This window comes from Henriciella algicola (genome assembly GCF_003576245.1).
In the GTDB taxonomy this organism is placed as follows: Bacteria; Pseudomonadota; Alphaproteobacteria; order Caulobacterales; family Hyphomonadaceae; genus Henriciella; species Henriciella algicola.
Genome location: NZ_QWGA01000007.1, coordinates 560,241 through 585,890, shown reverse-complemented (window position 1 = coordinate 585,890; position 25,650 = coordinate 560,241). Strand labels below are relative to the sequence as shown.

Genomic DNA, 25,650 nt, shown 5'->3' with positions numbered 1-25,650 from the left:
TCAAGTCGCGATCAACGCCGGACGCCGGGAAATCCACGGTCTGGCCTGTTCCAGCTCATAGGCGAGGGCAAGCAGCAGGCCGTCATCGCCCTGACGACCTGAGAACATGGAGCCGATCGGCAGCCCGCCTTCAGACCAGAAGAGCGGCACATTCATGGAGGCAGCGCCCGAGACGTTCATATAAGGCGTGTAGGCAACATAGTCGGTGACTGATTTCATTACCGTGTCGAAGTCACCATCGGGCGCCTGCTCTCCAATTTTCGGCGGCAGCTTGGTCACTGTTGGCGTGAGCAGCACGTCGAAATTCTCAAACCAGCTCGCATAGATCGATGAGAAGGCCTGTAGGTCAGCGACGGTATCGGCGAATTCGCCCTGGCGTTCACTGAACAGGGCGGCGAGGCCAAGCGTCCACGGCTCGATTATTTCTGGTGAGGGCGCCGTGCCAAGCGCTGCGGCGGCGTCCTGCATGAACTGTGCGGCCCCGGCGGCCCAGAACAAGATGAACTGGTCCTGGAATTTGCGTGCATCGATTGGCAGGTCCCAGTCAATCACCTCATGGCCAAGCTCACGGCAGAGGGTTGCGGCCTGTTCGGTCGCCGCGCGGACTTCCGGGTCCAGTTGCGCGTCGGTGCCGGTCTCCGTCACCAGGGCGATCTTCAGACGGCGGGAGGAAGGCCCCGTGATCTCTCCAATCTTTGGCAGGCTCTCACCCGCTTCAGCCATGGCAAACAGGGCGGCGCTGTCGCGCACGGTGCGTGTAACTGCGTGATCCACACTGAGTTCAACCGGAGAGCCGGTCGATGCTGACACCAGCGCGCCGCGTGATGGCTTCAGTCCAAACAGACCACAGCAGGCAGCAGGAATACGGATCGACCCGCCGCCATCGCTTGCATGGGCAAACGGGACCACGCGCGCTGACGTGAGGGCGGCCGCACCGCCTGAAGATCCACCAGGGGACCGTGAAAGATCCCAGGGGTTACGCGTCGCGCCGGTAACCAGCGGCTCTGTCGATGAGGTGAGCCCCATCTCTGGCGTCGTCGACTTGCCGATGACAACCACACCTGCATCGCGCCAGCGGCCAGGCAGAACCGAATCTTCCTCAGCAAGGTTTCCACGGAAGGCGCGGCTGCCATACATGGTCGGCGCGCCCTTCCAGTTGTCGAGATCCTTGATAGCCGTCGGAACGCCGCCGAATTCGCCTGCCGGGCTGGCTGCAGCGCGTGTGCGCGCCAGGTCAAAAGTCTTTGTCGCCAGTGCGTTAATCTGCGGGTTTACCGCTTCAGCTCTGGCGATCGCAGCCTCAGTTAGCTGGATCGACGTGGTCTCCCCGCGCGCAATCATTTGCGCCATGGCAACACCATCTAGCTCGGCTGATCCTGCGCCTGCGGCCATGACGGTTGCTGGGGCACAGGCGTTCGCGAATGGCAGAAAGGCGGCGAGCGTTGTGCCACCTGCGAGCAGGCGGCGGCGTGTCATAGTTGTCATAGGTGTCCTCCCGGCGGCCTCTGTCGGGCCAAGTGTGTGCTAGCCTGCGTTGGTCTTGCCGCAAAGGCAAGCAGGTTATAGCCCGGTAGGCGTTCCAGTTTTTCGCGTATCGGACATAATCTGCATGCTGTCAGTTCTTGACCTTTTTCGTATCGGGCTAGGCCCGTCGAGCTCTCACACAGTAGGGCCGATGCGCATTGCGCGGCGCTTCCTGCAGGAGGCTGACAGGGCAGGGCGGCTGGACGGCGCAGTGCGGGTTGAGGTCGCGCTTCAGGGCTCGCTCGCGCTCACGGGTGTCGGGCACGGCACTGACAAGGCGGTCATGCTCGGCCTTGAAGGTATGCAGCCTGAAACCGCTGACCCGGCAGAGGCCGAATCGCGTTTCCGCGAAATCGTCCAGACCAAATCCATTCAGCTGGATGGCGGCCCGAAGATCGACTTCAATCCGCTGAAGGACCTCAAATTCTGCACAGACGTCGTCCCCGACCTGCACCCCAATGGCATGGTGCTTACCTTGTTTGGCGCCGAAGGGACTGAACCCTATTCGCGGGAGTATTACTCCACCGGCGGCGGGTTCATCGCCTCACGCAAACAGCTTGAAAAGCCAGCCAGCGGCGACCTGGTCGCCAGCGCACGCGGCGCGCCGCACCCTTTCCGCTCAGCGGCAGAGATGATTGAGCTTTGCAAGAGCCATGGCTGGCGTGTCGATGAGCTTGTTCTCCACAATGAGGATGCACGAAGATCGCGCGACAAGACACAGAAAAGGCTCGATAAAATCGCCCAGACCATGATGGAGTGCATCCGCAATGGCCTGAAATCTGAAGGCACGCTGCCGGGCGGGCTGGATGTGAAGCGGCGCGCGCCAGACCTTCATCGCCGCCTCGTCGACAATCCGGGCTCCAATGAGCGTGAGCAGCTGTTCGACTGGCTCAATGTCTATGCCATGGCGGTGAATGAAGAGAACGCGGCGGGCGGGCGCGTCGTGACCTCGCCAACCAACGGGGCAGCGGGCATCCTGCCGTCCGTCATGCGCCATTATTGCTGTGATGACGATAAGCTCGACCTCTCAAAGGCGCGTCGGTTCCTGCTGACCGCAGGGGGCATCGGCCTGCTCTATAAACAGCGCGCATCGATCTCTGGCGCAGAAATGGGCTGTCAGGGAGAAGTTGGCGTGGCCTGCTCGATGGCGGCCGGCGGGCTCGCCGCCGTCTGGGGCGCAGACGCTGAAACCGTATGCGTGGCGGCCGAAATAGGTATGGAGCATAACCTAGGCCTCACCTGCGACCCCGTTGGCGGACTGGTCCAGATCCCGTGCATTGAGCGCAACGCTTTTGGCGCGGTGAAGGCCGCTAATGCCGCGCGCCTCGCGCTTCAGGGTACGGGCCACCACAAAGTCAGCCTCGATCAGGTCATTGAGACAATGCGCCAGACAGGCAACGACATGTCCAACAAGTACAAGGAAACCAGCACCGGTGGCCTCGCTGTGAATGTCATCGCCTGCTAGCAGAAATGATAGGGTCTTCCGCGCCGTCATGGATTGGTAACCGGTGACTCACGTGTCACCATCGAACTCATGGATGGCTTACAGACGAAAACGCCGGCAAAGCCCGGCCTGACCTACCCGTTCGATGAACGGGTCCCCGAGCAAGGCGAAGCGACAGAGATCATTCCTGGCCTCTACTGGGTGCGAATGCGCCTGCCGTTTGCGCTGGAATGGATAAATCTCTGGCTGATCGATGATGGCGAGCGTGGCTGGACCATCGTCGATACCGGCATGCCAATGCCTGAAACCAAGGACGCCTGGCGCACCATCTTTGACAACTGTCTGGGCGGCCGGCCCGTCTGGCGCGTGATCGTCACCCACATGCACCCAGACCATGTCGGCAATGCAGGTTGGCTGACGCGCAAATTCCCCGGCGCCGAACTCTGGATGAGCCAGCTGGAATACATCTCCTGCCGTATGCTGGTCGCAGACACGGGCCGCGAAGCGCCTGCGGCGGGCACCGACTTCTATGTCGCTGCGGGCTGGAATGAAGCGCAGGTCGATACGTATCGCAGCCGGTTCGGCCGCTTCGGCAAAGGCGTGAGCCAGATGCCGGATGCCTATCGCCGCCTCTCTGATGGCGAAACCATTCGCCTCGGTGGTCGAGACTGGCAGATCGTCATGGGAAATGGTCACTCGCCCGAACATGTCTGCCTTTTCTGCAAGAGTGAGAATGTGATGATTTCCGGCGACCAGCTTCTGCCGCGCATCTCATCTAACGTGTCCGTTCACCCGACGGAGCCGAAGGCAAATCCGCTGAAGGACTGGCTACAGAGCTGCCGGAAGCTGAAATCCGCAGTGGGCGACGACGTGTTGGTGCTGCCAGCGCACAACACACCGTTCCGCGGCGCGCACAAGCGTCTCGACCACCTGATCAGAGGACACGATGTCGGCCTGAAGCGATTGGCCCAACGCCTTGCAGAGGGGCCACGCCGGGTCGTCGACACCTTTCCTGCGATCTTCGGACGCAAGATCGGCGAGGAATCGCTCTCGCTCGCGACGGGGGAGGCGATTGCCCACCTCAACTATCTCATCGCCGAAGGTAAGGCGGTTGTTGAGCGCGATGGCGACGGCGTGGACTGGTACCGCGCACCCTGAACGGGCGGCGCAGCAGACGGGTCACATCTCCTGAAGAATCGCAGAAGCGACCAATCATCCACTTGACCGCAGCGCCCGCTGTGCTCAAAGCCATGACGGCTCGGAACCTTTGCGGTGCCCGGCAAGTATCTGTTTTCAAAGCCGGTCGTGTCCTGCGGCCCTCTCAAAGGATCTGTATCAGCCTGTCATGAGCACTTCATCCGACATGACTGAATCAGAGCCCGAGGATACCCGGACGCTCAAGCAGAAAGTGCTGCACGAATTGCGGGAATGGGCGGTGACGCTGCTCATCTTCATCCCGGCATTCTACATGTTCTCTTTCCTGATCTATGAGCAGCGCGTCATCCCGTCCGAAAGCATGGTGCCGAACCTGCAGGTCGGCGACCGCGTAGCGGTCAACAAGTTTGCCTATGGCTATAGCCGCTACAGCCTGCCATGGGGGGCATGGCGCCTGATCCCGCAGGGTGAGGGCAGGGTGCTTGGCGGCAAGCCGGATCGCGGCGATGTCGCTGTCTTCATGCACCCACACACCGACCGGGTCATGATCAAGCGGATCATTGGCCTGCCGGGCGACCGGGTCCAGATGGTCAATGAACAGCTCTACCTGAATGGTGAGCCGATCGACCGCGAATTCGTGCGCAGCGTCACCTATCGCCCTCATGATTTCCGCGGCACGGAAACGGCCCGCGAATACCGCGAGACGATTGGCGAGAAGTCCTGGCTCAGCCACCAGTGGCAGCAGGGCCCAAGCCAGATCCGCAGCCTCGACAATACGCCTGTCTTCGATGTGCCAGAGGGGCACTACCTCTTCATCGGCGACAATCGCGACAATTCCGAAGATGGCCGCTCGGTCACCGGTCACTGCCCGGTTGGCGATGATGGTGTGATCGACGAGGCAGGGTGTGAACTCGCGCCCGGCGTCTCCGCAGAGCGCGCTTCTGTGGGTTATGTACCGGCTGAAAACCTCATTGGCCGCGCCGACACGGTGCTCCTCTCGACCTACTCCTGCGCACGCGCTGATGCCGATCCGTGCATGAAAAAGCGTCTCTGGAGAGGGCTCTAGACCTTACTCCTTATGCGCGAATTGTGGCGCGATCTTTGCAAATTCCTAATCCGTATCTGCTTAAAGGTGCGGCATGGAAAAGAACCGTTTTCGCCTCCTGCGTTTCGATGAAGTGACCAACGATGTCTGGTCGCAATTTCACGCGCTGCGCGATGCGCGCCCTCGCTATGATGATCCTTTCTTCGACCCGGAATATGCACGGCTGGTTTCGCAAGTGCGCCCGGATGCGCGCCTCGGACTTGCGTTTGAGGGCGGAGAGCTCGTCGGTGCGTGGCCGATCCACAGAAGGCCCGGCGCCTGGGCACGCCCGATTGGTGGGCCATTCTCTGACTGGCATGGGCCGGTTCTTTCAGTGAACACAGACCTCACCGCGCATGCTTTCCTGCGCGGCATGGGCGTTCTCGGCATGTCCAGCTTTGGCTGGCTGCCACAGGACACTGAGAGCGAAGGCCGGTTGACGATTGCTGGCGCGAACATGAGCGATGTCAGTGCAGGCTGGGACAGCTTCATGCAAAATCAGGGTGAGCGCTGGCCCAAGCATTTCAAGAAGATGCGCCGGCTTGCCCGCAACATGGAGCGCGATTTCTCCGAGGTCGAATTCCGCTTTGATGATGAAAGCGATGACACGTTCAGCCGCCTTATCTTCCTGAAGCGTGAGCAGTTCAGGCGCACAGGTCGGCACGATGTGCTCGGCACCCGTTGGGCGCAGCAGCTGCTCGATGCACTCCGCCATCAGAAGGACGAAACCTTCCGGCTGCGGCTCGTGAGCCTGCACCTCGATGGACAGCATGCGGCAAGCGAGCTTGTGCTCCAGTCTCGCAATGTCGTTCATGGCTGGATCACGGCCTATGAAGCTGACTATGCACAGTATTCCCCAGGTAATTTCGTCGTCCAGAACATGCTGGAAGAAATGGCGAACCGCGACGGCCCGAAGATCTACGATGCCGGGCCGGGCCTCGACCACTACAAGCGTCACTACTCGAATTTCCAGCTGCCCGTTGGCTCCGGCGTTGTGCGCAGCCGCGCGCTCGCTATCCGGCCGGACCGTATCCTTGGCTACGCCTGGCGCACGGGCGAGCAGAAGCTGAATGATCGCGTGTCGGGTGTGATGAAATCAGCCCGCCGCCGCCTCGATCAGGTCTGCATCAGTGAGATCAAACCCGCTGGCCGTCTCATGGGCATTGGCAACTCATTGCGGCGCACTGCGGCAGCTATTGATCTTGCCGACACTAGTGCGTCCAGTTAAGCGCTTCATCAGTTGAGCCGGTTGTGCGAGTCGTGAAAGGCTCGCCTCCGCTTTCAATTTGGGATGAAGTGTAATGAGTGCAGCCAAGCGCGAAAAAGCAAAAACAGCGCGCGGGCCGATCATCGTTTCCCGTCATGGCCGTCCAGCTCTGGACCGGACGGCTGGGCCGCGACTGGACTGGCGTGAATACCGCGACTGGTGGGACCGCTATGAGGTCGGCAGCCTTGCCGAAGGCCAGCAGGCACCTGAGAATCTAAAAGCCGCTGTCGCCGATGCTGACATTGTCCTCAGCTCGACGGCACCCCGTGCAATTGAAACGGCGATGCTGGCCTCAGGGCGTGAGCCGGAGACATTCCCGGTCTTTGTGGAGGCACCTCTGCCGCCGCCGCGGCTGCGCAACCACAAATACCTTCCGAAGACGTGGAATGTGATCGCCCGCACGGCCTGGCTCTACGGCCACAGCCTCGATGGCGAAAGCAACCGTCAGGCCCGTGAGCGGGCCAACAAGGCTGCCCAGCATCTGCATGAGGCTGCAGCTGACGGGAAGGTGTACCTCGCCGCGCATGGCTGGTTTAATCGCATGTTGAGACCAGCCATGGCGCGTATCGGCTGGGTCTGCGTGCGCGATGGTGGCGACAATTACTGGAGCTACCGCATCTACGAATATCGCGGGAAATCTTGATCCCTGACCATTGTGATGCAGCCTGCGCCTGCTTAGGGTGCGGCTGCTCAACGAGTATGAGGACTGGCTCTCATGAGCGATCAGACAGTGACAGACATCGAGAAGATGAGCTTCGAGCAGGCCCTGCGGGAGCTTGAGACCATCGTGCGCCAGCTGGAAGGCGGCGAGGTTGAGCTTGAGAAGTCCATCGAAATCTATGAACGTGGGGCGAAACTGAAATCGCACTGCGAAGCCCGGCTGAAAGCGGCAGAGCTCAAGATCGAGCAGATTGTCCAGGGGCCGGATGGCAAACCCACAACCGAAAGCGCAAGCTTCGAGTAAGGAACCGCTTTATGGAGTTCGAGACCCGCCTGACCGAGATCGCCGACAAGGTAACGGTTGCGCTGGATCAGCTCATTCCGCCTGCGCAGGGGCCAGAGGCTGACCTGATGCGGGCAATGCGGCACGCGGCCCTCGCCAATGGTAAGCGGATGCGCCCCTTCTACGTCATTGAGACGGGCGCGCTGTTCGATGCCGACCATAAGGCGCTCCTTAGGACAGCTGCGGCGCTCGAATGTGTCCACACCTATTCGCTGGTCCATGACGATCTGCCCTGCATGGATGATGACGATCTGCGCCGGGGCCAGCCGACCGTGCACAAGGCTTTCGACGAAGCGACCGCCGTGCTCGCTGGTGACGCGCTCCTGACGCTCGCCTTCAAGATCCTCGCCAGCGACGAGACCCATAACGACCCGGCGGTGCGCCTGCGCCTGATTGAGCGCCTCGCCGACGCGTCCGGGGCGACCGGCATGGTCGGGGGCCAGATGATCGACATGCTGCAGGAAGCGAGCCCCCGCGATCTCAACACCATCACCCGCATGCAGCGTCTCAAAACCGGCGCGCTCATTTCTTATTCGGTTGAAGCAGGTGCCATCGTCGGCGGCGCGAGCGCCAACGCCAAGCACGCGCTTGCCGGATTCGCGCAGGACCTTGGTCTCGCCTACCAGATTGCAGACGACCTTCTCGACGCCACGGGTGATCAGGATGTCGTCGGAAAAACGCTGCGCAGCGACGAAGCCGCCGGCAAGGCCAACTTTGTGACCATTCTGGGGATTGAAGGCGCGCGCGAACGCATAAATCTTCTTGCAGCACAGGCTCGCCAGCACCTCGATTTTTTCCGTGGCCGCGCCAATATCCTGCTGCAATCGGTTGATTATGTTCTGGACAGGACACGCTAAGGACTGTCTGAACGCAAAAAAGACTGTCCGTTGAAAGGACCCGGCTGCATGAGCTTGCCTGCGAAAACCCGCCTTCTTGATACGATCAATTCCCCGGCTGATCTGAAGTCCCGCTCGCGCGAGGATCTGAAGCAGATCGCTGATGAGCTGCGTTCAGAAGTGATCGACGCAGTGTCCGGCACCGGCGGTCACCTCGGTGCAGGTCTCGGCGTGGTTGAGCTGACGCTCGCCATCCATGCCATTTTTGACACGCCATCCGACAAGCTCATCTTCGACGTTGGCCACCAATGCTATCCGCACAAGATCCTGACGGGCCGCAAGGACCGTATCCGCACGCTTCGCCAGGGCGGCGGCCTTTCCGGCTTCACCAAGCGCGATGAGAGCGAATACGACCCGTTCGGCGCCGCTCACGCCTCGACGTCCATTTCGGCAGGCCTCGGTTTCGCGAAATCGCGCGACCTGCAGGAAAAGGACAACAAGGTCGTCTGCGTCATCGGTGACGGCGCCATGTCGGCCGGCATGGCCTATGAAGCGATGAACAATGCAGGCTCTGACCTGAGCGACATGCTCGTCATCCTGAACGACAACGACATGTCCATCGCCCCGCCGGTCGGCGCGATGAGCCATTACCTGTCGAAGCTCGTTTCCTCGCGCTCCTATCGGGGCCTTCGCAAGTTCGCCAAATTCATCGCCAAGCCGATCGGTCTGGAAAGCCAGGCCCGCAAGGCTGAGGAATATCTTCGCGGCTTCGCCATGGGCGGCACCATGTTCGAGGAGCTTGGCTTCTACTATGTCGGCCCGATCGACGGCCACGACCTCGACGTGCTCCTGCCGGTGCTTGAGAACTGTAAGGCGATGGAAACCGGCCCGGTCCTGCTTCACGTCGTGACGCAGAAGGGCAAGGGGTATGAACCGGCCGAGAACTCCGCCGATAAGTATCATGGCGTCGCAAAGTTCAATGTCATCACCGGCGAGCAGCAGAAATCAGCCGGTGGCCCGCCTGCCTACACCAAGGTCTTCGCAAAGGCCCTGATCGAGGAAGCACGCCGCGACGACAAGATTGTCGGCATCACGGCTGCCATGCCGGGCGGGACAGGCATGGACCTGTTCGAACAAGAATTCCCGGAGCGCATGTTCGATGTCGGTATCGCCGAACAGCACGCTGTGACTTTTGCCGCCGGTCTCGCCGCTGACGGCATGAAGCCATTTGCGGCGATCTATTCGACCTTCCTCCAGCGCGGCTATGACCAGGTCGTCCACGATGTGGCGATCCAGCGTCTTCCAGTCCGTTTCGCGATTGACCGTGCCGGTCTTGTCGGTGCCGACGGCCCGACCCATGCGGGCAGCTTCGATATCGGTTTCCTCGGCGCGCTGCCGGGCATGGTCTGCATGGCCGCGGCCGATGAAGCTGAACTGGTGAACATGGTCCGCACGGCTGTCGAGATTGACGACCGGCCGAGCGCCTTCCGCTATCCACGCGGCAATGGCATCGGTATTGAGCTTCCTGCCCAGCCTAAAGCGCTTGAAATTGGCAAGGGCCGCATCGTGCGCGAAGGCTCCACGATTGCCTTGCTGTCCTTCGGTGCACGCCTGCAGGAATGCCTGAAAGCCGCTGAAATGCTCGCTGCGCAGGGCCTGTCGTGCACTGTGGCTGATGCGCGCTTCGCCAAGCCTCTGGATGAGGAGCTGGTGAGCCGGCTTGCACGCGAACACGAGGTGCTCCTCACCGTGGAAGAAGGTTCGCGCGGCGGTTTCGGCGCGTTCGTGCTGCATCATCTGGCGGAGACGAATGCTTTCGATAACGGCCTCAAGGTTCGCACGCTGCACCTGCCGGACATCTTTCAGGATCAGGACAAGCCAGAGATCATGTACGCGCAGGCAGGCCTCGATGCACACAGCATCGCGACCCGTGCGATCGACGCCCTCGGGCGCGGTGACATGCGCGAAATCGACCGCTTCGCACGCGCCTGATTGTTTAGCCGATTTTCTGCCTAACTTTTCGGTTAGCCCGTTTGCCATGACGGCGGCTGCGGATATGGTCGCTACAAACGCGTTTCCATGGGGAAGACAATGAGATCTCTAGTGCTCGCCGCAATCGGCGCTTTCATGCTGGTCGGCTGTGAAACTGTTCCAGCTGAAGTAAACATGCAGCCGACGGCGTTCCAGACGGCCGTGTCGCGGGCGACCTCTGCCTGGCACCCATATGCGGGCATCGAAGATCTCAACACGATGCTGGAAACCCAGACGCTTTCCTCGGCCCAGCGTGCGCGCGTCCTGTATGAGCGCGGCCGCATCCGCACCGAAAACGCGATCGAACTGCCAAACGGCATTCAGGACCTGCAGCAGGCTACAGCACTTCAGGCAACCATCGTGCCGGAAGAAGGCGCCGTCCCGATGCAGCGCATTCCGGACACCTCGTCCATGATCCGTATCGCAGAAGCGAAGCTTCAGCTGTCACGCGCTCGCCTCGCAGGCCTGCAGACGCTGCCGCAATGGTTCGACGACAAGGTCGCCGTTTCCGAAGTCGCGGAGGCTGCAGAGCGCTATCGCACGTCTGGCCTTGCGCCCGACCCGTTCGATGCGGGCCTGCTTGAAGCGGCTGGCTATCTCTGCCGCAATGACGGGGCCGGTACTGGCAAATGGCAGCTTGGCGAGAACACCAGCCACCTCTCCGATCTGGACTGGTGTGCTGCGCCTGCGGCTGCACCGGCACCTGCTGCGTCATCATAGCCGAACACCCCTAATTTTCTGACGGATTTTCGCCTGCATGCGACAGGTTGCACTTCCATGACTGGCGCGCGCGTGATTGAGTGCGCGCGACCTATCAAAACTATTAGGGAGTTACGTCATGGCCGCTGATGCCGCACCCGCCTGGCCTGCAATGACCATTGCGCAGGCGAATGAAATGCTTGCCCAGCCAGGAACGCCGCTCGCCGTCGCAGAAGGCGAGATCAATGGCGTGACCATGCGCTATTACCCTGAGGCGCCGCCGACGCTCCGCTTCCTCGTGGAGGCGTCACAAGCGCATGGCGAGCGCACCTTCCTCGTCTATGAGAATGAGCGCGTGACCTTCAACGCACATTGGCGGGCCGTCAGCCATTTCGCCCATGTCCTGAAGTCGGAATTCAACGTGCAGAAGGGCGACCGCGTCGCCATCATCATGCGCAACTATCCTCAGTGGCCGGTTGCCTTCTTCGCGGCGCTCAGCATCGGCGCAATCGCAACGCCAATGAACTCGTGGTGGACCGGCGAGGAGCTTGAATACGGGCTGCAGAATGCCGGCGTGAAGGTTGCGGTCGTCGACCCGCAGATCTTTGAGCGCATGCGTGAGCACATGTCTGGCCTCTCTGATCTCGAAGCCGTCATCATCGCGCGCGAAACCGAAGAAGAGCGCAACAATCCGCGCGTCCACAATTTCGAGAGCTTTATGGGTGAGCCGAACAGCTGGGCCGATCTTGAGAATAAAGGCCTGCCTGAAATCGATCTCGGCCCGGATGATGATGCGACCATCATGTACACGTCCGGCACGACAGGTAAGCCGAAGGGCGCGCTGGCGACGCACCGCGCCGTCATCTCGAACTTCCTCAATTCCATGACCTGTCAGGCGCGCATGTTCCTGCGCCGCGGTGAACAGCCACCAGAGCCGGATCCGAACGAGCAGCGCGCGACGCTCCTTTCCATACCATTCTTCCACGCGACCGGTTCATTCGCCGTTCTCATCCCCACGCTGCTGCGCGGTGATAAGATCGTCAGCATGTACAAGTGGGATGCAGGCAAGGCGTTGCCGATCATTGAGGCGGAGAAGATCTCCACCATTGGCGGCGTGCCGGCCATCGCCTGGCAGGTGCTCGAGCACCCAGACCGCGACAAGTATGATCTCTCCTCGATCCTCGCCGTCTCCTATGGCGGTGCGCCATCTGCGCCAGAGCTTGTTGCGACGATCAAGAAGCGCTTCCCGGAAGCCATGCCCGGCAATGGCTGGGGCATGACAGAGACGTGCGCCACAGCGACGCTGAATATCGGTGAAGACTATGTCCACCGACCGACCAGCGCAGGCGCTCCGCCAAAAGCGGTAGAGCTGAAAGTCGTTAGCCCGGACGGCGATACCCTGCCGCCCGGCGAGGTTGGTGAGCTTTGGTGCAAGAGCCCGGCAAACTGCAAGGGTTACTGGAACCGCCCGGATGCGACCGCCGAGACCTTCAAGGATGGCTGGGTCGTCACCGGTGACCTGGCCCGCCTCGATGAAGATGGTTTCCTCTTCCTCGTCGACCGCGCCAAGGACATGCTGATCCGCGGCGGTGAGAATATCTACTGTATCGAGGTCGAGAACGCCCTCTATGACCACCCGGCAGTCATGGACGCATCTGTTGTCGGCATTCCGCACAAGGTGCTGGGTGAGGAAGTTGGCGCCGTCGTCCAGCTGAAGCCCGGCAAGTCCGTGACGCAGGATGAGCTTCGCGCACATGTCGCCAGCCAGCTCGCTGCATTCAAGGTCCCGGTGGAGATCAAGTTCCAGGACGAGCCGCTTCCGCGCAACGCCAATGGCAAGATCCTGAAGCCGGCCCTGCGAGAGCAATTCGCGCCGCGCAGCTAGGCAGAAAGGGACGCCATGACGGACCGCAAGATTGGAGACACGATGGTCTGGCCCATCGGGCTTGGCTGTATGAACCTCAGCCATGCCTATGGGCCACCCACGCCGCCAGAAGAGGCCTCGGCCTTGCTCAACAGCGCACTCGATCAGGGCTGCAACTTCCTCGACACGGCAACGATCTACGGCGCGGGCACGAATGAGGAGCTGATTGCATCCTCCATCGGTCACCGGCGCAATGAGTGCTTCCTCGCCAGCAAATGCGTGCTGGCGGTGAAGGATGGCAAACGCGTGCTCGATGCGCGACCGGAGTCGATCAAGGCGGCTTGCGACGCGAGCCTGAAGCGGCTCAACACGGACGTCATCGACCTCTATTACATGCACCGCCCGGACCCGAACGTGCCGATCGAAGACTCGGTCGGTGCGCTGTCTGAACTCGTAGATGCAGGCAAGATCCGCTTCGTCGGCCTCAGCGAAATGGGGGCAGGACTGGTGCGCCGGGCCCATGCCGTGCACCCGATTGCCGCGCTTCAGACCGAGTATTCGCTCTGGGTTCGCAATCCTGAGATCGCCGTGCTGGAGCTCTGCAAGGAGCTTGGCATCGCCTTCGTGGCCTTCTCGCCTGTGGGCCGCGGCTTCCTTGCTGATCCGCCGTATGATCCGGCGAGCATGCAGGATGGCGATATGCGCCGGCTCTTCCCGCGCTTCTCAGCGGAGAACTATCCCGGCAATCTCGCTTTGCTTGAGCAGGCACGCAGCCTTGCCGCAGAGGTCGGCTGCACGGTGGCGCAACTCGCGCTCGCCTGGCTGCTGGCAAAGGGCGATCACGTCCTCCCGATCCCGGGTACGACGCGTACAGATCACCTGAAAGACAATATCGAAGCAGGCCGCATCACGCTCTCGGCGCATATTGTCGAACAGCTTGATGCGCATTTCACGCCGCAGTCTGCGGTCGGCCCGCGCTATGCACCGCCAATGCAGGCAACGGTCGATACTGAGCGGTTCAACTTCGAGCGGGACGACGCCTGAATGTCAGGCGACCAGGACGATATCGGCTCCAGCGGCAAATCCGTTGCCCTAGAGGCCCGCAATACCGGCGAGGACGGACGGCGTTACTCTCCATCGGTTGCGCGAAACGTGGGGGCGATCGGTGATGTGCTGGCGGCGCATATGCCCGTCGACGGCCAGATCCTCGAAATCGCGTCCGGCACCGGCGAGCATGGCGCCCGATTTGTTGAGCGTTTTCCAGAACTTGACTGGACTTATTCAGACCTCGACGAGATCAGCATGACCAGCCAGGCCGCCTGGGTGGGGCACGCTAAGGCGGGTCACAGGCTTTCTGGTCCAGTCCGCATCGATGCTTCGGAAGAGCATTGGGGAGAAGCTGAACGCCCTGAGAGCTTTGACGGTATCTTCTGCGCCAATATGGTCCATATCGCGCCGTTTGAAGCGGCCGAAGGCCTCGTCAAAGGGGCAGGGCGCCTCCTGAAGTCCGGTGGCAAGCTGATGCTGTATGGGCCATTTGCGCAGGACGGTGAGATCGCGCCCTCCAACGCTGCCTTCAGCGAAGACCTGAAGCGCCGTGATCAGAGCTGGGGTGTGCGTGACCTTGTGCAGGAAGTCCTGCCACTGGCCGTCCGGGCTGGCCTGACGCTTGAGACCATCGTTGACATGCCCGCTAACAATCTGAGCGTCATTTTCCGCAAGGAGTAGGTCAGAGCCAGCGCATGCGCCTGAACAGCAAAAGCAAGCCAGCGGTAACTGCGCCCATGATCACGCAGAGGATCGTAAAGCCGAGGGGGCTCGCCGCGCCAGGCATGCCGCCAAGGTTCACGCCGAACAGACCCGTCACGAAGCCAAGCGGCAGGAAGACGGCGGAGATAATCGCCAGCACAAAGAGGCGCTGGTTCATCCGTTCGGCGCGTTCCTCGACGACCTGTTCCTGCAGGACGAGAGACCGCTCCCGGATGGAGTCCAGTTCTTCGCCAATGCGTGTGACGCGGTCACCGATTTCGCGCAGGTGCAACACGTCGCCCTGTGAGAGGATGTCTTCACCCTCTCGGGCCAAGTGCGACAGCGCCTCGCGCTGCGGGATGATGTAGCGGCGCAGTGCCAGTACTTTCCGGCGGAAGTTTGCAAGCGCCGTTTTCGGCAGGCTGGCGCCGGGCTGCAGCAATTGCTCCTCGAAGTCATCGGCCTGACCGTCGAGTTCCGAGACCACGGGTTCAATCCGGTCGGTCAGTCGGGCGGCGATAAAAGTGATGATCTCGCCAGTCGAAGCTGGAACATCGCCCGCCATGATCTGGTCGCGCAAATCCTGCGCGGCGCGGATGTGGAAGGCCCTCAGCGACACGACGACATTCTCGGTCATCCAGATGCGGATGGCGATCATGTCTTCGGGTTCGGCGCCCTCATTGAGGTTCACGCCGCGCAGATTGACGAGCAGGCCGGAGCCATGCCGGATGCAGCGGGGGCGGGTGTCCTCCTGGAGGAGTGAGGCGTCGATCACATCGTCGATGCCGCTCGTCCCGGTGAGCCAGTCGCGCACCTCTGGCGACAGCCGGTTGAGGTGCAGCCAGCGATAGACGCCGGGGCGTTCGGCGGGGGCAGACTTTACATCCTCCCAGCTCAGGCGTTTGACGCCGCCATCGCTGTCGAACTCGAAGCCATGAATAAGCGGCGTGGCGGACGGTTCGCTCATCTGCGGCGCTGTTCCATGGCGACATAACCGAGCGCCTCAACCCAGACGATGACGTCTTCGCCGACGCCCTCATCACGCAGGAAAGCGGCGAAGGCCGGCATGAATTCCTGCGGGCGTGAGCAGAGAGCCACAGCATCATTGAGTTCAGGCAGGACAATCCTGTCAAAGTCGCTGGCGAGGTCGGTAAAATCGTCAGCGAGCGTCGCGAGCTGGATCGCCAGAAGCGGCCCTGGATTCTCGATGTCGCCGGAAACCCGCCGCAGCGCCCTTATGGTGTCGAGGTTCGAGTACGCAAAGCGTTCGAGGACCTGATCGGTCTTCCACTCGATCCATTCAGGCGTGCAGGGGTCTGGCTGCGTGACGCAGGCGGTCAGCGTAGCTGCCGCAATTGCGACACCGGCGAGGCGGGTGGATATGCGTCTGGATGTCATCCTTCAGACATACCGCACAGAGAGGTCACGCAAAGCTGAAATGTGTGACTTCACCTTCCGTGCGGGTCGTGACGCGCGCGCCGACTGGGCTCTCTTCTTCACGCAGCCGGTCCAGCGCGGCTGGATCTGCGACAGCGAGGAAACGCTTGCCGTCGTCGGTCCGCCCGAAGATGACGCCGTGCTGAGGGCCATCTCGGCCATGTACGACGGTGTAGCTTTCGACCGTGCCGCCATCTGGCTGCGGATCAAGCTCGACCTGTTCGGTTGGCTTGGCCGATGGCGCGACTGGCTTGTAGGCATCCGGCCGCGTGGTGGACCAGACACCGACCGCTTCCTTGGTCATCCAGCCGCCATTAGCGAGGACGAGGCCGAAGGCGCCGGCTTCATCGCGGAGCTTATGCGCCATCTCGGCAAGGCCATGCATGGAGTAGTTGTTGCCCGGCCCACCAAAGAAAGGCAGCCCGCCCGTCAGCGTCAGGGGCCGCTCATCGGTGAACGGGTCGATGCCCATGGCCGCGGTCGATGAGAAGACTGCGCAAGGGAAACAGGAATAGAGGTCGAAATAGGCAATACCGCCAGAGGTGCGGCCTGCCTGCTCAAGCGCACGGGAGATCGCGGTTTCCATCGCCCAAGAGCCATCAATCTTTGGACGGAGCGAGAGAAGGTCGTCGCTCGCCTCGCCGCCGCCATGCAGATAGACGCGCTTGTCCTTGGCAACGCCCAGCTCATCTGCCTTTTCCTCGGACATGATGAGGATGGCGGCGCCCTGGTTCACCGCATCCTGCGCGATATGCCATTTCAGGAAGGGGTCAGCGAACTCGTAATTCTTCGGCGATGGCGTCGCGAGAAACTCTTCCGAACGCTCTACCGGGAACTGGGAGTATTCGTTCTTCGACGCGACTTTCGAGAAAGGATGGAATAGCTTTGCCATGGCCTCGCGCTGGCCAGACCGGGTGCGCCCCTCGCGGGCGGCAATCGCATTCTCGAACAGGGCATAGAAAAAGGCAGGCGCGATCAGGCCGTGCTTGATCTCAGCACGTGACAGCATCTCGCCGCCAAGACCGCGGTCTTCATAGTCGGCGTCGTCGCTATCGGCCCAGTTGATCTCGACCTTGTTCTTCACCGCACCCTTGGACGCGCGGTTCGCTTCGGAGCCTGCGACAAGCGCGACATCAAGCTCGCCTTCATAGATTCGGTTCGCCATTTCGTTGGCGAGGGCTTGCGGGCTCTGTCCGCCAACATCTGAATAGATGAGGCGGGCTGGCTTTGCGCCGATATCGCGTGCCAGCGTACCGGGCAGATTGGTATTGTGGCCGTGTGGGTGTTTGGCGCCGCGCACAGAGTCTTCAAAGATCCGCACAAAGGTCAGCGTGTCGATTGCGGAGGCTTCGATGCCTGCATCCTCGATGGCGGCTTTCGATGCCGTGACGGCGAGGCTCAGCGGCGATGGCGCGCCATCCGGGCCGTTGGTGCCGTCCCATTCGCTCATCGATTGCCCGACGCCGACCAGTACCGGCATTGACCCTTTAGCCATCTGAAAACTCCCTGAAATGTCTTCGCGCACTGTCCAGTCTGGCGCGCGCGCTTGCAAGCCATGACGCTGCGCCAAATGGTGCAGGAACCGGCAGGCCTCTGGCAGGTTTTGACTTCATGCCTTTTTCACTCGCCCGCGAATCTCTCGACCCTGCAGACGCAGGTTTGGTCTATGTCTGTAGCTCGGAGCCCGGCTGGACGCGCCGCCCGCATGGGCGCGGTTTCACCTATCTCGATGATTGCGGCGACGTGCTGAAGGGCGAGGAGCGCGCTCGGGCTGAAGCACTCGTCCTTCCACCCGCCTGGGCCGATGTCTGGATCTGCAAGCAGCCGAAGGGCCATCTGCAGGCAACGGGCAAGGATGAGGCCGGGCGCACACAGTACCGCTATCACGAGGACTGGCGCGCCCATTGTGAGGGCGTGAAGTTCTCTGACATGCTGGCTTTTGGCAGTGCCCTGCCGCGTATCCGCAAACGGGTGAAGGCCGTGCTGGAAGACCCGGCGGACCATGTTGAGCTCGCCACCGCTGCTATCGTCCGCCTGCTCGACAAAGGCGCTATCAGGGTTGGCTCTGAGCGACACGCCAAGAACGGCACCTTTGGAGCGTCTACGCTCTATAAGCGCCACGTCCGCCAGACGGACGAAGACACCATCCGCCTCAAATTCAAAGGCAAGGGCGGTAAGGAGCAGGAAGTCTCCATTTGCGATGAAAGCCTTGCCCATGCCGTCGGTGAACTCCAGTGCCTGCCGGGCCAGTCACTTTTTGGCACGCCGGATGGGCATGTCGGCTCGACCCGTGTGAACCGTTTTATCCGGGACGCAGGGGACGGGGGATTTACAGCGAAAGATTTTCGCACATGGGCGGGCTCAGTTGCCGCTGTAGAAGCGCTCCGCAAAGGCGCAAACAGCATCAAGGGCATTTCCGAAGCTGCCGCAGAACGGCTTGGCAATACGCCGACCATCGCCCGCAATTCGTATATCCATCCGAAGCTGGTGGAGATGGCCCGAAATGGCGAAACGCCGGATGCAGAAGCCGGGCCGGTTCGCTTGCGCAAGGATGAGCGCAGGCTGTTCGCCGTGCTGGAAGCGGACTGACTGAACCGCCGGTCATCCCGGCGAAGGCCGGGATCTCAGCAAGCCACGCAGAAGCTTTGTTTCACCAGACCCCGGCCTTCGCCGGGGTGAGCGGATACTTCTCTAGTTCACGATCTTCGCGGCGGTCTTTTCATAGACCTCATCGCGCGCCACGCCGGGGGCAAGCTCGACGATTTCGAGACCGCCATCGACCACGTCGAAGACGCCGAGGTCGGTGATGATGCGATTGACCACGCCCTTGCCGGTCAGCGGCAGGGTGCATTCCTTGATCAGCTTCGGCTCACCCGATTTCGACGTATGGTCCGTGATGACGACAATGCGTTTCACGCCAGCAACGAGGTCCATCGCCCCGCCCATACCCTTGACCAGCTTGCCGGGGATCATCCAGTTGGCGAGGTCGCCGTTTTCGGCAACTTCCATTGCGCCTAGGATGGCCATGTTGATCTTGCCGCCGCGGATCATCGCAAAGCTCATGGAGCTGTCGAAGAAGGCGGTGTGCGGCAGCTCGGTGATGGTTTGCTTGCCGGCATTGATAAGGTCTGCGTCTTCCTCGCCCTCATAAGGGAAAGGGCCCATACCCAGCATGCCGTTTTCAGACTGCAGCGTCACGGAAACGCCGTCCGGAATATAGTTGGCGACCAGCGTCGGGATGCCAATGCCGAGGTTGACATACATCCCGTCTTCAAGCTCCTGCGCGGCGCGCTTGGCCATGTCATCACGTGTCCAGGGCATATCAATAACCTCCGATCATCCCCGCGCAGGCGGGGATCTGGTTCAGCAGGGTGGAGCTCTTGCGGCCTGAGGCCCCCGCCTTCGCGGGGGTGAGCGACTTAAGAGAGTTGTTCATGCTCATGCTTCTTCCCGCTTCCTTACAGTCCGTTGCTCGATGCGTTTCTCGAACTCGCCCTGTACCAGCCGGTGCACGAAGACGCCCGGCAGGTGGATGTGGTTCGGGTCAAGCTCACCCGGTTCGACGATTTCCTCGACTTCCATGACGCAGATCTTGCCGCACATGGCGGCAGGCTCGTTGAAGTTGCGCGCGGTCTTGCGGAAGATGGCGTTGCCGGTCGTGTCGGCTTTCCAGGCTTTCACGATGGCGAGGTCAGCGAAGATGCCCTCTTCGAGAATGTATTTCTCACCGTGGAATTCCTTCACTTCCTTGCCTTCGCCGATCTGCGTGCCGTAGCCGGTCTTGGTGTAGAAACCAGCAATGCCAGCGCCGCCAGCGCGCATGCGTTCGGCAAGCGTACCTTGCGGGTTGAATTCCAGCTCCAGCTCTCCGCCGAGATACTGGCGCATGAATTCCTTGTTCTCGCCGACATAGGACGAGCCCATTTTCTTCACCTGCTTGCTCTCCAACAGGACGCCGAGACCGAAGCCGTCGACGCCTGCATTGTTGGAGTAGATGGTGAGGTCTTTCGTGCCCGCATCGCGGATGGCGGCGATGGAAAGCTCTGGAATCCCGCAGAGGCCAAAGCCGCCCGCAGCGATCGTCATGCCGTCAAATAGCACGCCATCAAGGGCGGCTGCGGCGCTGTCGTAAATCTTGCTCATGGGGCAAATGCTTACGCTTGGGGCAGGGGGCTTTCAAGGGACAGTTTACGTCAGGAAAGATGAACAGTTTCGCTCAGTCGGATGGCGTCGACGTTTTTCGCCGAGGGCATTGCGCAGGCCTCAATTTCTATCCAAGGTGTCAGAACGATATCAAAGGGAGATGAGATGGCTTGTCGGATTTGTTGGGCGGGGCTTTGTGTCTCGGCAATCATGGTGGCCCCGTATGCGGGCGCTCATGAAATCGATGAGAGAAGCCTCGTCCTGGCCGAGGAGAACTATCTTTGTACGTATGAGGGTTCAGTGACGATCAATACCGGGCTGGAGGCAGAGGTCTCCATCAAGAACACGTCGAATGTCTGGCTGATCGACAAGGGACAGTCGATTTATGTGGTCGACAGGCCCGGAGATGAAGGCCTTGTGCCTGATGGGGCTGAGACAGGCGAGCTTCGCCGATATCACACTTCCACCCGGCGGCTTTCCAAGCATTATGACCTGCAGCAGGACAGTGAGAAGACCTTGGTCGCGGGGCATCATTTCAGCGATGGGCCCGGTGGATTCAGCGTCCTCTTTCGCCATGATGAGATGCGATACAGGACACGCCATGACTTTGGTGGGAGGACCGGCTCGTTCATCAGCATGGATGACTTTGGAAGCTGTGTGGCTATCTCCAGTGCCGATGATCTGCCCGATACGGTCGCGATGAAAGAAGGACTGACGGGTGCTGAAGCAGAAGCTTTCATGGATGAGTGGGAAGCGGATCTCAAAGCGCAAGCAGATGCTGACACGCGCAGGGTCATGGAAGACATTGGCTACTCCGACGAGGAGATCAGCAACGTAATCGAGGATTGACGGGGGCGGACGATTATTTTCGTCGAGGCATAGAAAAAGCCCGGCGCGTGGTGCGCCGGGCTTATATACGCTTCAATCATCAATCCTCATAGGGCACGTAGTCGAGCTCTGCGATGCCAGTGGGCGTGCCAATCCAGATTTCGGACCGGATTTTCTGATCAGACAAGCTTTTGCCGCCCGTCGCTCTGCGGGTCTGCATGAAAGCGACGGACGCTTGTTGATCGGGGGCGGTGAAGACGCGGCCGATGCGGCTCCATGTATCATCATCATCGATCAGGCGTGTTTCCTCCCAGTCGGAGAAAGCCGAGCACTGGGTAATATCGTGGGGTTGCCATTCGAGATTGAAAATCGCGTCCTGCCGTGTGCGGGATTTGTTTCCGGCGCTGTTCTGCAGCACGACGCCAGGGGATTTGCAGCGCAGGACACTCTCATAGCCCCCGCCGTTCAGCCCGACGCGTATCTCGGTACAGTTTGCCTCGCCTTGAACGCGCAGCGCTGTTGCAATGTCGGCAGGCATCGAGCGGCTTGCTGGCACGCCGGCAGAGGTGAACTCTGAATAGAGCGTGTCTACGCCGAGGCAGATGTTTGAGGTCTCAGACGATGCGGGCGTGCCCGCGGCGCCCGCCGATTGCGATGGCGCGCTGCTATTGGCCGCCATCTGCCAGACATTCTGCTCCTGTTTCGGCCAGGTGGCGATACAGGCCCGCGAAAACTCTGAGAGCTCGCCATCCCCGGACAGCTTTCCGTACGGATTGACCGGGCCTTCATCGGCGTACCGCCTATTGAAAATGTCGGCCAGTGGCTGAACGATCGCCTGGGATTCATCCTCGCCCCAACCCGCCTCGGCCAGCGGCGCGCTCATTGAGTTGGCGTGCTGCTGTATTGCCGAAATCTGTGCATCGTCTTCAGGGGTCGACAGCTGGCTGACCGCGACAATCATCATGGTCAGACAGGCGAGGTTGTCAGGACGCTCAACGTCGCCCGCCCCCTTGCGTCCGAACATGTTCTTGCCAAACGGATCAGGCTGGAAGCCAAGCGCCTCGTCACATTTCTTGATCTCAAGATTGTCGAAGAAAAAACTGGTATGGCTCGCGGTCTCCCAGCCCGCCGCTGCCGGCCAGTCGGTCCGCTGGCCGAGTTGCTCGGCTCGGACGCGGGCGATGGTCGCGCGGGCCTCGTAGTCATAGGTCAATTTGAAGGGACTATAGTCCGTCTCCTCCAGGTGAACGTGACCATCATAGTGATCGTAGAGTGCAGCGCACCGGCCGAGTTCCGGCGCATCTGACTGTGCCAAGGCGATGGGTGCGGCGAGGCATGCGGCAATCGCCGGAATGATGAGTGTCTTCATAAATTTTGTCCCCGAATAGTCTGATGATGTTGAGCCTAGCGCTGTCCCCGCAGCGTTTCAGCCATGCTCTTGGCGCCAATCGCCTCGAAATTCTCCTTGCCTGGATATGCTTTCTCCAGCGCATCGTGCACGGCTTTCTCGTCGGCGCTTCCCACGATGCCAGTCTGGCAGAGGCGTTCATTGTTCGTATCGCAGATCACCACGTACTTCGTGGTTGTGCGACGCGCCGCCACCCGCGTTTCAGCATCCCCGCTGGACAGGGCATGTGCCATCTGTGGCGATAGCACTTCCTGTGAGATCTCACCGACAAACCATGTGCCGATATCGCCAGGGCCGTAAGTCGTGACCCCGGACTTGCGATCGTACACGGTGAGCCTTCCGGTCGGAAGGTCGAGCCCGATCGCCGTTGCCCCGAAAGCGTGAAGGAAGTCAGGGGCTTGCCCGGTCTCCGCTTCGATCTTTTCCAGCGCTTCGGCTTTCACGCCAGCAGCATGCCGCGCAGCAAACCAGCGGATGCCCAGTATGAGTGCGATCGCGACAAGGCCGGCGACCGCGTAGATGATGATGTCCGTCAATTTCTTGTCCCCACCCAGCAATGATACACGCCGCAGCTTCTGCTGGAGGAATTGCTGCGACTGCAGGTGTCTAGGCGCGATTCTGATGGCGGTGGCGATAACCTCGCTCAAGATTGGCGAAATAAATCTTCGCGGCGCGCAATAATTTAAGCCTGCAAAGAAAAAGCCCGGCGCGTGGTGCGCCGGGCTTTCCTTTTTGCGTCTGGTGGGTGGGCTGGTGGCTCTTTTCTGATTGTCGCCAGTTTCGAGCCACTGCCGTGGCCTTCCAAACCTATTATCGATCCACTGGATCGATAATTCTGCTTCGCAGACCGGTTTAGAAGCCCATACCACCCATGCCACCCATGCCGCCCATGCCACCCATGTCAGGCATGCCACCGCCTTCGCCTTCTTTCTTAGGCGCTTCGGCGATACCAGCTTCGGTGGTGATCAGCAGGGCTGCGACGGAAGCAGCGTTCTGGAGGGCAGAGCGCACGACCTTTGCCGGGTCGATGATGCCCATCTTGTACATGTCGCCATACTCTTCGGTCTGGGCGTTGAAGCCGTATGCGCGATCCTTGTTGGCAAGGACGTTTGCAACGACGACAGAACCTTCGAGACCGGCATTGTTGACGATCTGACGGATCGGCGCTTCGAGGGCGCGGCGAACGATGTCGATACCGGCTTGCTCGTCTGGGTTTTCACCCTTCACGTCGATGTGCTGAGCAGCGCGGAGCAGGGCAGAGCCACCGCCCGGTATTACGCCTTCTTCCACAGCAGCGCGGGTTGCGCTGAGGGCGTCATCGACGCGGTCCTTACGCTCTTTCACTTCAACTTCGGTTGCGCCGCCGACCTTGATCACGGCAACACCGCCAGCGAGCTTGGCAAGGCGCTCCTGGAGCTTCTCCTTGTCATAGTCCGAAGAGGTGTCTTCGATCTGCTTCTTGATCTGGCCAACGCGGGCTTCGATCTCGTCCTTGGAGCCAGCACCATCGACGATCGTGGTGTTGTCCTTGTCGATCTCGACTTTCTTGGCGGTGCCGAGCATGTCGAGCGAGATGTTCTCAAGCTTGATGCCGAGGTCTTCGGAGATGACCTGGCCGCCGGTGAGGACAGCGATGTCCTGCAGCATGGCCTTGCGGCGGTCGCCGAAGCCAGGGGCCTTAACAGCAGCAACCTTGAGGCCGCCGCGCAGCTTGTTGACGACGAGCGTTGCGAGGGCTTCGCCATCGACGTCTTCAGCGATGATCAGCAGTGGGCGCTGGGACTGAACGACCTGCTCGAGGATCGGCAGCATCGGCTGGAGCGAAGAAAGCTTCTTCTCGTGCAGCAGGATGTATGGATCTTCGAGTTCGACAGCCATCTTCTCCGGGTTCGTCACGAAGTACGGGGAGAGGTAGCCGCGGTCGAACTGCATGCCTTCGACGACGTCGAGTTCGGTTTCGAGGGATTTTGCTTCCTCGACCGTGATGACGCCTTCATTGCCGACTTTTTCCATCGCGTGAGCGATCATGTCGCCGATTTCCTTGTCGCCATTGGCGGAAATCGAACCGACCTGTGCGATTTCGGAGTTCTCTTTCACCTTGCGCGAATGATGCGCGAGGTCAGAGGTCACTTCGAGAACGGCTTTGTCGATGCCGCGCTTCAGGTCCATCGGGTTCATGCCGGCGGAAACGCGCTTCATGCCTTCGCGGACGATGGCCTGAGCGAGAACCGTTGCGGTCGTGGTGCCGTCGCCAGCAACGTCGTTTGCCTTGGAAGCAACTTCGCGCAGCATCTGTGCGCCCATGTTCTCGAACTTATCCTCAAGCTCGATTTCCTTGGCGACGGTGACGCCGTCCTTGGTCGTGCGCGGTGCGCCGAAGGACTTCTCGATGACGACGTTACGGCCTTTAGGGCCGAGGGTGACTTTTACAGCGTTTGCGAGCGTGTCGACGCCCTTGAGCATACGCTCGCGCGCATCAGCGCCGAACTTTACGTGTTTAGCAGCCATAGCTGTCTTCCTTCCTGAAATTCAGTTCGAAGTTTGTGTTTGGAAAAAGGGGAGCGCTTACTCGACAATGCCGAGAATGTCGCTTTCCTTCATGATCAGAAGGTCCTGGCCGTCGACTTTCACTTCGGTGCCCGACCATTTGCCGAACAGGACGCGGTCGCCAGCTTTGACTTCCAGCGGGATGATCTCATTGTCGTCACCGCGAGCGCCGGAGCCGACAGCGACGATTTCGCCTTCCTGTGGCTTTTCCTTGGCGGTGTCAGGAATGATGATCCCGCCAGCGGTTTTGGCTTCTTCTTCAACGCGCTTCACGAGAACGCGGTCATGCAGAGGACGGAATTTCATGTCTCAGTTACCTTTGGCTTCGCCCCACCGGGGCAATGTGTTCCTTGGATTAGCACTCACCTGTGGTGACTGCTAACGGCGCTGAGTTAGGAGCGCTTTGAGGCAACGTCAACAGGGTGTTTTGTGAATTTTCGCAGAAGGTTCCGCGCCAATTGCAGTGGCGCCAGACACGTTAATGTTGGGGCTTGCGCGCACTGTGTTCAAGTCGGTGGAAACACCAGTATCGCCACACGGGGTCTTCCGCTGGCGGTGCGCTTTCAGTCTCGCCCTGAGTGACAGGGCCGGGCGCGTCCAGGGTGGACGCTGTAGGTAATGCCAGCCTTTC

The 25,650-nt window shown here is 60.7% G+C and carries 24 protein-coding genes; 14 read left to right on the top strand and 10 right to left on the bottom strand.

The window, feature by feature from the left end:
* Positions 1 to 1,485, bottom strand: a complete 1,485-nt coding sequence (locus tag D1222_RS12520) for an amidase (protein WP_119454584.1) — start codon at positions 1,483 to 1,485, stop codon at positions 1 to 3.
* A 124-nt stretch (positions 1,486 to 1,609) separates the two neighbouring features.
* On the opposite strand from D1222_RS12520, the gene D1222_RS12515 reads away from it, so the two are divergent.
* From D1222_RS12515 to D1222_RS12460, 12 genes are all read left to right on the top strand, one after another.
* Complete coding sequence (locus D1222_RS12515; RefSeq protein WP_119454583.1) at positions 1,610 to 2,989, top strand: L-serine ammonia-lyase; 1,380 nt, start codon at positions 1,610 to 1,612, stop codon at positions 2,987 to 2,989.
* Positions 2,990 to 3,058: 69 nt separating this feature from the next.
* The gene (locus tag D1222_RS12510; protein ID WP_119454657.1) at positions 3,059 to 4,126 is read left to right on the top strand and encodes an MBL fold metallo-hydrolase; all 1,068 of its coding nucleotides are present in this window, start codon (positions 3,059 to 3,061) and stop codon (positions 4,124 to 4,126) included.
* A gap of 187 nt (positions 4,127 to 4,313) precedes the next feature.
* Positions 4,314 to 5,189 carry a signal peptidase I gene (gene lepB / locus D1222_RS12505; RefSeq protein WP_119454582.1) on the top strand — a complete coding sequence of 292 codons (876 nt, stop codon included), beginning with the start codon at positions 4,314 to 4,316 and terminating at the stop codon, positions 5,187 to 5,189.
* 73 nt (positions 5,190 to 5,262) lie between these two features.
* Positions 5,263 to 6,435 carry a GNAT family N-acetyltransferase gene (locus D1222_RS12500; protein WP_119454581.1) on the top strand — a complete coding sequence of 391 codons (1,173 nt, stop codon included), beginning with the start codon at positions 5,263 to 5,265 and terminating at the stop codon, positions 6,433 to 6,435.
* Positions 6,436 to 6,508: 73 nt separating this feature from the next.
* Positions 6,509 to 7,117: a histidine phosphatase family protein gene (locus D1222_RS12495; RefSeq protein ID WP_119454580.1), complete on the top strand. Its 609-nt coding sequence runs from the start codon at positions 6,509 to 6,511 to the stop codon at positions 7,115 to 7,117.
* A gap of 72 nt (positions 7,118 to 7,189) precedes the next feature.
* The gene (locus tag D1222_RS12490; protein WP_119454579.1) at positions 7,190 to 7,438 is read left to right on the top strand and encodes an exodeoxyribonuclease VII small subunit; all 249 of its coding nucleotides are present in this window, start codon (positions 7,190 to 7,192) and stop codon (positions 7,436 to 7,438) included.
* A gap of 11 nt (positions 7,439 to 7,449) precedes the next feature.
* Positions 7,450 to 8,334: a polyprenyl synthetase family protein gene (locus tag D1222_RS12485; protein WP_119454578.1), complete on the top strand. Its 885-nt coding sequence runs from the start codon at positions 7,450 to 7,452 to the stop codon at positions 8,332 to 8,334.
* 54 nt (positions 8,335 to 8,388) lie between these two features.
* Positions 8,389 to 10,305 (top strand): 1-deoxy-D-xylulose-5-phosphate synthase, encoded by a 1,917-nt coding sequence (gene dxs / locus D1222_RS12480; RefSeq protein WP_182481979.1) that lies wholly within the window; start codon positions 8,389 to 8,391, stop codon positions 10,303 to 10,305.
* A 99-nt stretch (positions 10,306 to 10,404) separates the two neighbouring features.
* Positions 10,405 to 11,064, top strand: a complete 660-nt coding sequence (locus D1222_RS12475) for a hypothetical protein (RefSeq protein WP_147371869.1) — start codon at positions 10,405 to 10,407, stop codon at positions 11,062 to 11,064.
* A 118-nt stretch (positions 11,065 to 11,182) separates the two neighbouring features.
* Positions 11,183 to 12,928 (top strand): class I adenylate-forming enzyme family protein, encoded by a 1,746-nt coding sequence (locus tag D1222_RS12470; RefSeq protein WP_119454575.1) that lies wholly within the window; start codon positions 11,183 to 11,185, stop codon positions 12,926 to 12,928.
* Positions 12,929 to 12,943: 15 nt separating this feature from the next.
* On the top strand, positions 12,944 to 13,951 hold the full coding sequence (locus tag D1222_RS12465) for an aldo/keto reductase (protein ID WP_119454574.1): 1,008 nt from the start codon (positions 12,944 to 12,946) through the stop codon (positions 13,949 to 13,951).
* Complete coding sequence (locus tag D1222_RS12460) at positions 13,952 to 14,635, top strand: DUF938 domain-containing protein (RefSeq protein WP_119454573.1); 684 nt, start codon at positions 13,952 to 13,954, stop codon at positions 14,633 to 14,635.
* Position 14,636: 1 nt separating this feature from the next.
* On the opposite strand, the gene D1222_RS12455 is transcribed toward D1222_RS12460, so the two are convergent.
* Genes D1222_RS12455 through D1222_RS12445 form a run of 3 tightly spaced genes read right to left on the bottom strand, consistent with a single transcriptional unit; the run spans position 14,637 to position 17,588 of the window.
* Positions 14,637 to 15,623 (bottom strand): zinc transporter ZntB, encoded by a 987-nt coding sequence (locus D1222_RS12455; protein ID WP_119454572.1) that lies wholly within the window; start codon positions 15,621 to 15,623, stop codon positions 14,637 to 14,639.
* On the bottom strand, positions 15,620 to 16,054 hold the full coding sequence (locus D1222_RS12450) for a hypothetical protein (protein WP_119454571.1): 435 nt from the start codon (positions 16,052 to 16,054) through the stop codon (positions 15,620 to 15,622). Before D1222_RS12450 ends, D1222_RS12455 begins: the two co-directional genes overlap by 4 nt.
* Before the next feature lie 25 nt (positions 16,055 to 16,079).
* A complete protein-coding gene (locus tag D1222_RS12445) occupies positions 16,080 to 17,588 on the bottom strand; it encodes an acetyl-CoA acetyltransferase (RefSeq protein ID WP_233348734.1) in 1,509 nt (502 codons plus the stop codon).
* A gap of 116 nt (positions 17,589 to 17,704) precedes the next feature.
* On the opposite strand from D1222_RS12445, the gene D1222_RS12440 reads away from it, so the two are divergent.
* The gene (locus tag D1222_RS12440) at positions 17,705 to 18,682 is read left to right on the top strand and encodes a DNA topoisomerase IB (protein WP_119454569.1); all 978 of its coding nucleotides are present in this window, start codon (positions 17,705 to 17,707) and stop codon (positions 18,680 to 18,682) included.
* A 102-nt stretch (positions 18,683 to 18,784) separates the two neighbouring features.
* Here D1222_RS12440 and D1222_RS12435 read toward each other — a convergent pair whose 3' ends face one another.
* Both D1222_RS12435 and D1222_RS12430 read right to left on the bottom strand, forming a co-directional pair.
* Complete coding sequence (locus D1222_RS12435; protein ID WP_119454568.1) at positions 18,785 to 19,414, bottom strand: CoA transferase subunit B; 630 nt, start codon at positions 19,412 to 19,414, stop codon at positions 18,785 to 18,787.
* A gap of 117 nt (positions 19,415 to 19,531) precedes the next feature.
* Positions 19,532 to 20,236, bottom strand: a complete 705-nt coding sequence (locus tag D1222_RS12430) for a CoA transferase subunit A (protein ID WP_119454567.1) — start codon at positions 20,234 to 20,236, stop codon at positions 19,532 to 19,534.
* A gap of 300 nt (positions 20,237 to 20,536) precedes the next feature.
* On the opposite strand from D1222_RS12430, the gene D1222_RS12425 reads away from it, so the two are divergent.
* Positions 20,537 to 21,085: a hypothetical protein gene (locus tag D1222_RS12425; protein ID WP_182481967.1), complete on the top strand. Its 549-nt coding sequence runs from the start codon at positions 20,537 to 20,539 to the stop codon at positions 21,083 to 21,085.
* Positions 21,086 to 21,164: 79 nt separating this feature from the next.
* Here the strand turns inward: D1222_RS12425 and D1222_RS12420 are convergent, their stop codons facing one another.
* From D1222_RS12420 to groES, 4 genes are all read right to left on the bottom strand, one after another.
* Positions 21,165 to 22,433, bottom strand: a complete 1,269-nt coding sequence (locus D1222_RS12420; RefSeq protein ID WP_119454565.1) for a hypothetical protein — start codon at positions 22,431 to 22,433, stop codon at positions 21,165 to 21,167.
* Positions 22,434 to 22,468: 35 nt separating this feature from the next.
* Complete coding sequence (locus tag D1222_RS12415) at positions 22,469 to 23,008, bottom strand: hypothetical protein (protein WP_147371867.1); 540 nt, start codon at positions 23,006 to 23,008, stop codon at positions 22,469 to 22,471.
* Positions 23,009 to 23,324: 316 nt separating this feature from the next.
* A complete protein-coding gene (gene groL / locus D1222_RS12410) occupies positions 23,325 to 24,980 on the bottom strand; it encodes a chaperonin GroEL (RefSeq protein WP_119454563.1) in 1,656 nt (551 codons plus the stop codon).
* Positions 24,981 to 25,037: 57 nt separating this feature from the next.
* Positions 25,038 to 25,325: a co-chaperone GroES gene (groES, locus tag D1222_RS12405; protein ID WP_119380836.1), complete on the bottom strand. Its 288-nt coding sequence runs from the start codon at positions 25,323 to 25,325 to the stop codon at positions 25,038 to 25,040.
* Between the last annotated feature and the right edge of the window lie 325 nt (positions 25,326 to 25,650).

What these genes read in the sequence shown, in the direction of transcription:
- D1222_RS12510 (WP_119454657.1), top strand. Translation starts at nt 3,059, where the DNA reads ATGGATGGCTTACAGACGAAAACGCCGGCAAAGCCCGGCCTGACCTAC.
- D1222_RS12450 (WP_119454571.1), bottom strand. Translation starts at nt 16,054, where the DNA reads ATGACATCCAGACGCATATCCACCCGCCTCGCCGGTGTCGCAATTGCG.
- lepB (WP_119454582.1), top strand. Translation starts at nt 4,314, where the DNA reads ATGAGCACTTCATCCGACATGACTGAATCAGAGCCCGAGGATACCCGG.
- D1222_RS12465 (WP_119454574.1), top strand. Translation starts at nt 12,944, where the DNA reads ATGACGGACCGCAAGATTGGAGACACGATGGTCTGGCCCATCGGGCTT.
- D1222_RS12500 (WP_119454581.1), top strand. Translation starts at nt 5,263, where the DNA reads ATGGAAAAGAACCGTTTTCGCCTCCTGCGTTTCGATGAAGTGACCAAC.
- D1222_RS12490 (WP_119454579.1), top strand. Translation starts at nt 7,190, where the DNA reads ATGAGCGATCAGACAGTGACAGACATCGAGAAGATGAGCTTCGAGCAG.
- groL (WP_119454563.1), bottom strand. Translation starts at nt 24,980, where the DNA reads ATGGCTGCTAAACACGTAAAGTTCGGCGCTGATGCGCGCGAGCGTATG.
- D1222_RS12485 (WP_119454578.1), top strand. Translation starts at nt 7,450, where the DNA reads ATGGAGTTCGAGACCCGCCTGACCGAGATCGCCGACAAGGTAACGGTT.
- D1222_RS12435 (WP_119454568.1), bottom strand. Translation starts at nt 19,414, where the DNA reads ATGCCCTGGACACGTGATGACATGGCCAAGCGCGCCGCGCAGGAGCTT.
- D1222_RS12460 (WP_119454573.1), top strand. Translation starts at nt 13,952, where the DNA reads ATGTCAGGCGACCAGGACGATATCGGCTCCAGCGGCAAATCCGTTGCC.
- groES (WP_119380836.1), bottom strand. Translation starts at nt 25,325, where the DNA reads ATGAAATTCCGTCCTCTGCATGACCGCGTTCTCGTGAAGCGCGTTGAA.
- D1222_RS12420 (WP_119454565.1), bottom strand. Translation starts at nt 22,433, where the DNA reads ATGAAGACACTCATCATTCCGGCGATTGCCGCATGCCTCGCCGCACCC.
- D1222_RS12495 (WP_119454580.1), top strand. Translation starts at nt 6,509, where the DNA reads ATGAGTGCAGCCAAGCGCGAAAAAGCAAAAACAGCGCGCGGGCCGATC.
- D1222_RS12475 (WP_147371869.1), top strand. Translation starts at nt 10,405, where the DNA reads ATGAGATCTCTAGTGCTCGCCGCAATCGGCGCTTTCATGCTGGTCGGC.
- D1222_RS12430 (WP_119454567.1), bottom strand. Translation starts at nt 20,236, where the DNA reads ATGAGCAAGATTTACGACAGCGCCGCAGCCGCCCTTGATGGCGTGCTA.
- D1222_RS12470 (WP_119454575.1), top strand. Translation starts at nt 11,183, where the DNA reads ATGGCCGCTGATGCCGCACCCGCCTGGCCTGCAATGACCATTGCGCAG.
- D1222_RS12515 (WP_119454583.1), top strand. Translation starts at nt 1,610, where the DNA reads ATGCTGTCAGTTCTTGACCTTTTTCGTATCGGGCTAGGCCCGTCGAGC.
- D1222_RS12455 (WP_119454572.1), bottom strand. Translation starts at nt 15,623, where the DNA reads ATGAGCGAACCGTCCGCCACGCCGCTTATTCATGGCTTCGAGTTCGAC.
- D1222_RS12440 (WP_119454569.1), top strand. Translation starts at nt 17,705, where the DNA reads ATGCCTTTTTCACTCGCCCGCGAATCTCTCGACCCTGCAGACGCAGGT.
- D1222_RS12520 (WP_119454584.1), bottom strand. Translation starts at nt 1,485, where the DNA reads ATGACAACTATGACACGCCGCCGCCTGCTCGCAGGTGGCACAACGCTC.
- D1222_RS12445 (WP_233348734.1), bottom strand. Translation starts at nt 17,588, where the DNA reads ATGGCTAAAGGGTCAATGCCGGTACTGGTCGGCGTCGGGCAATCGATG.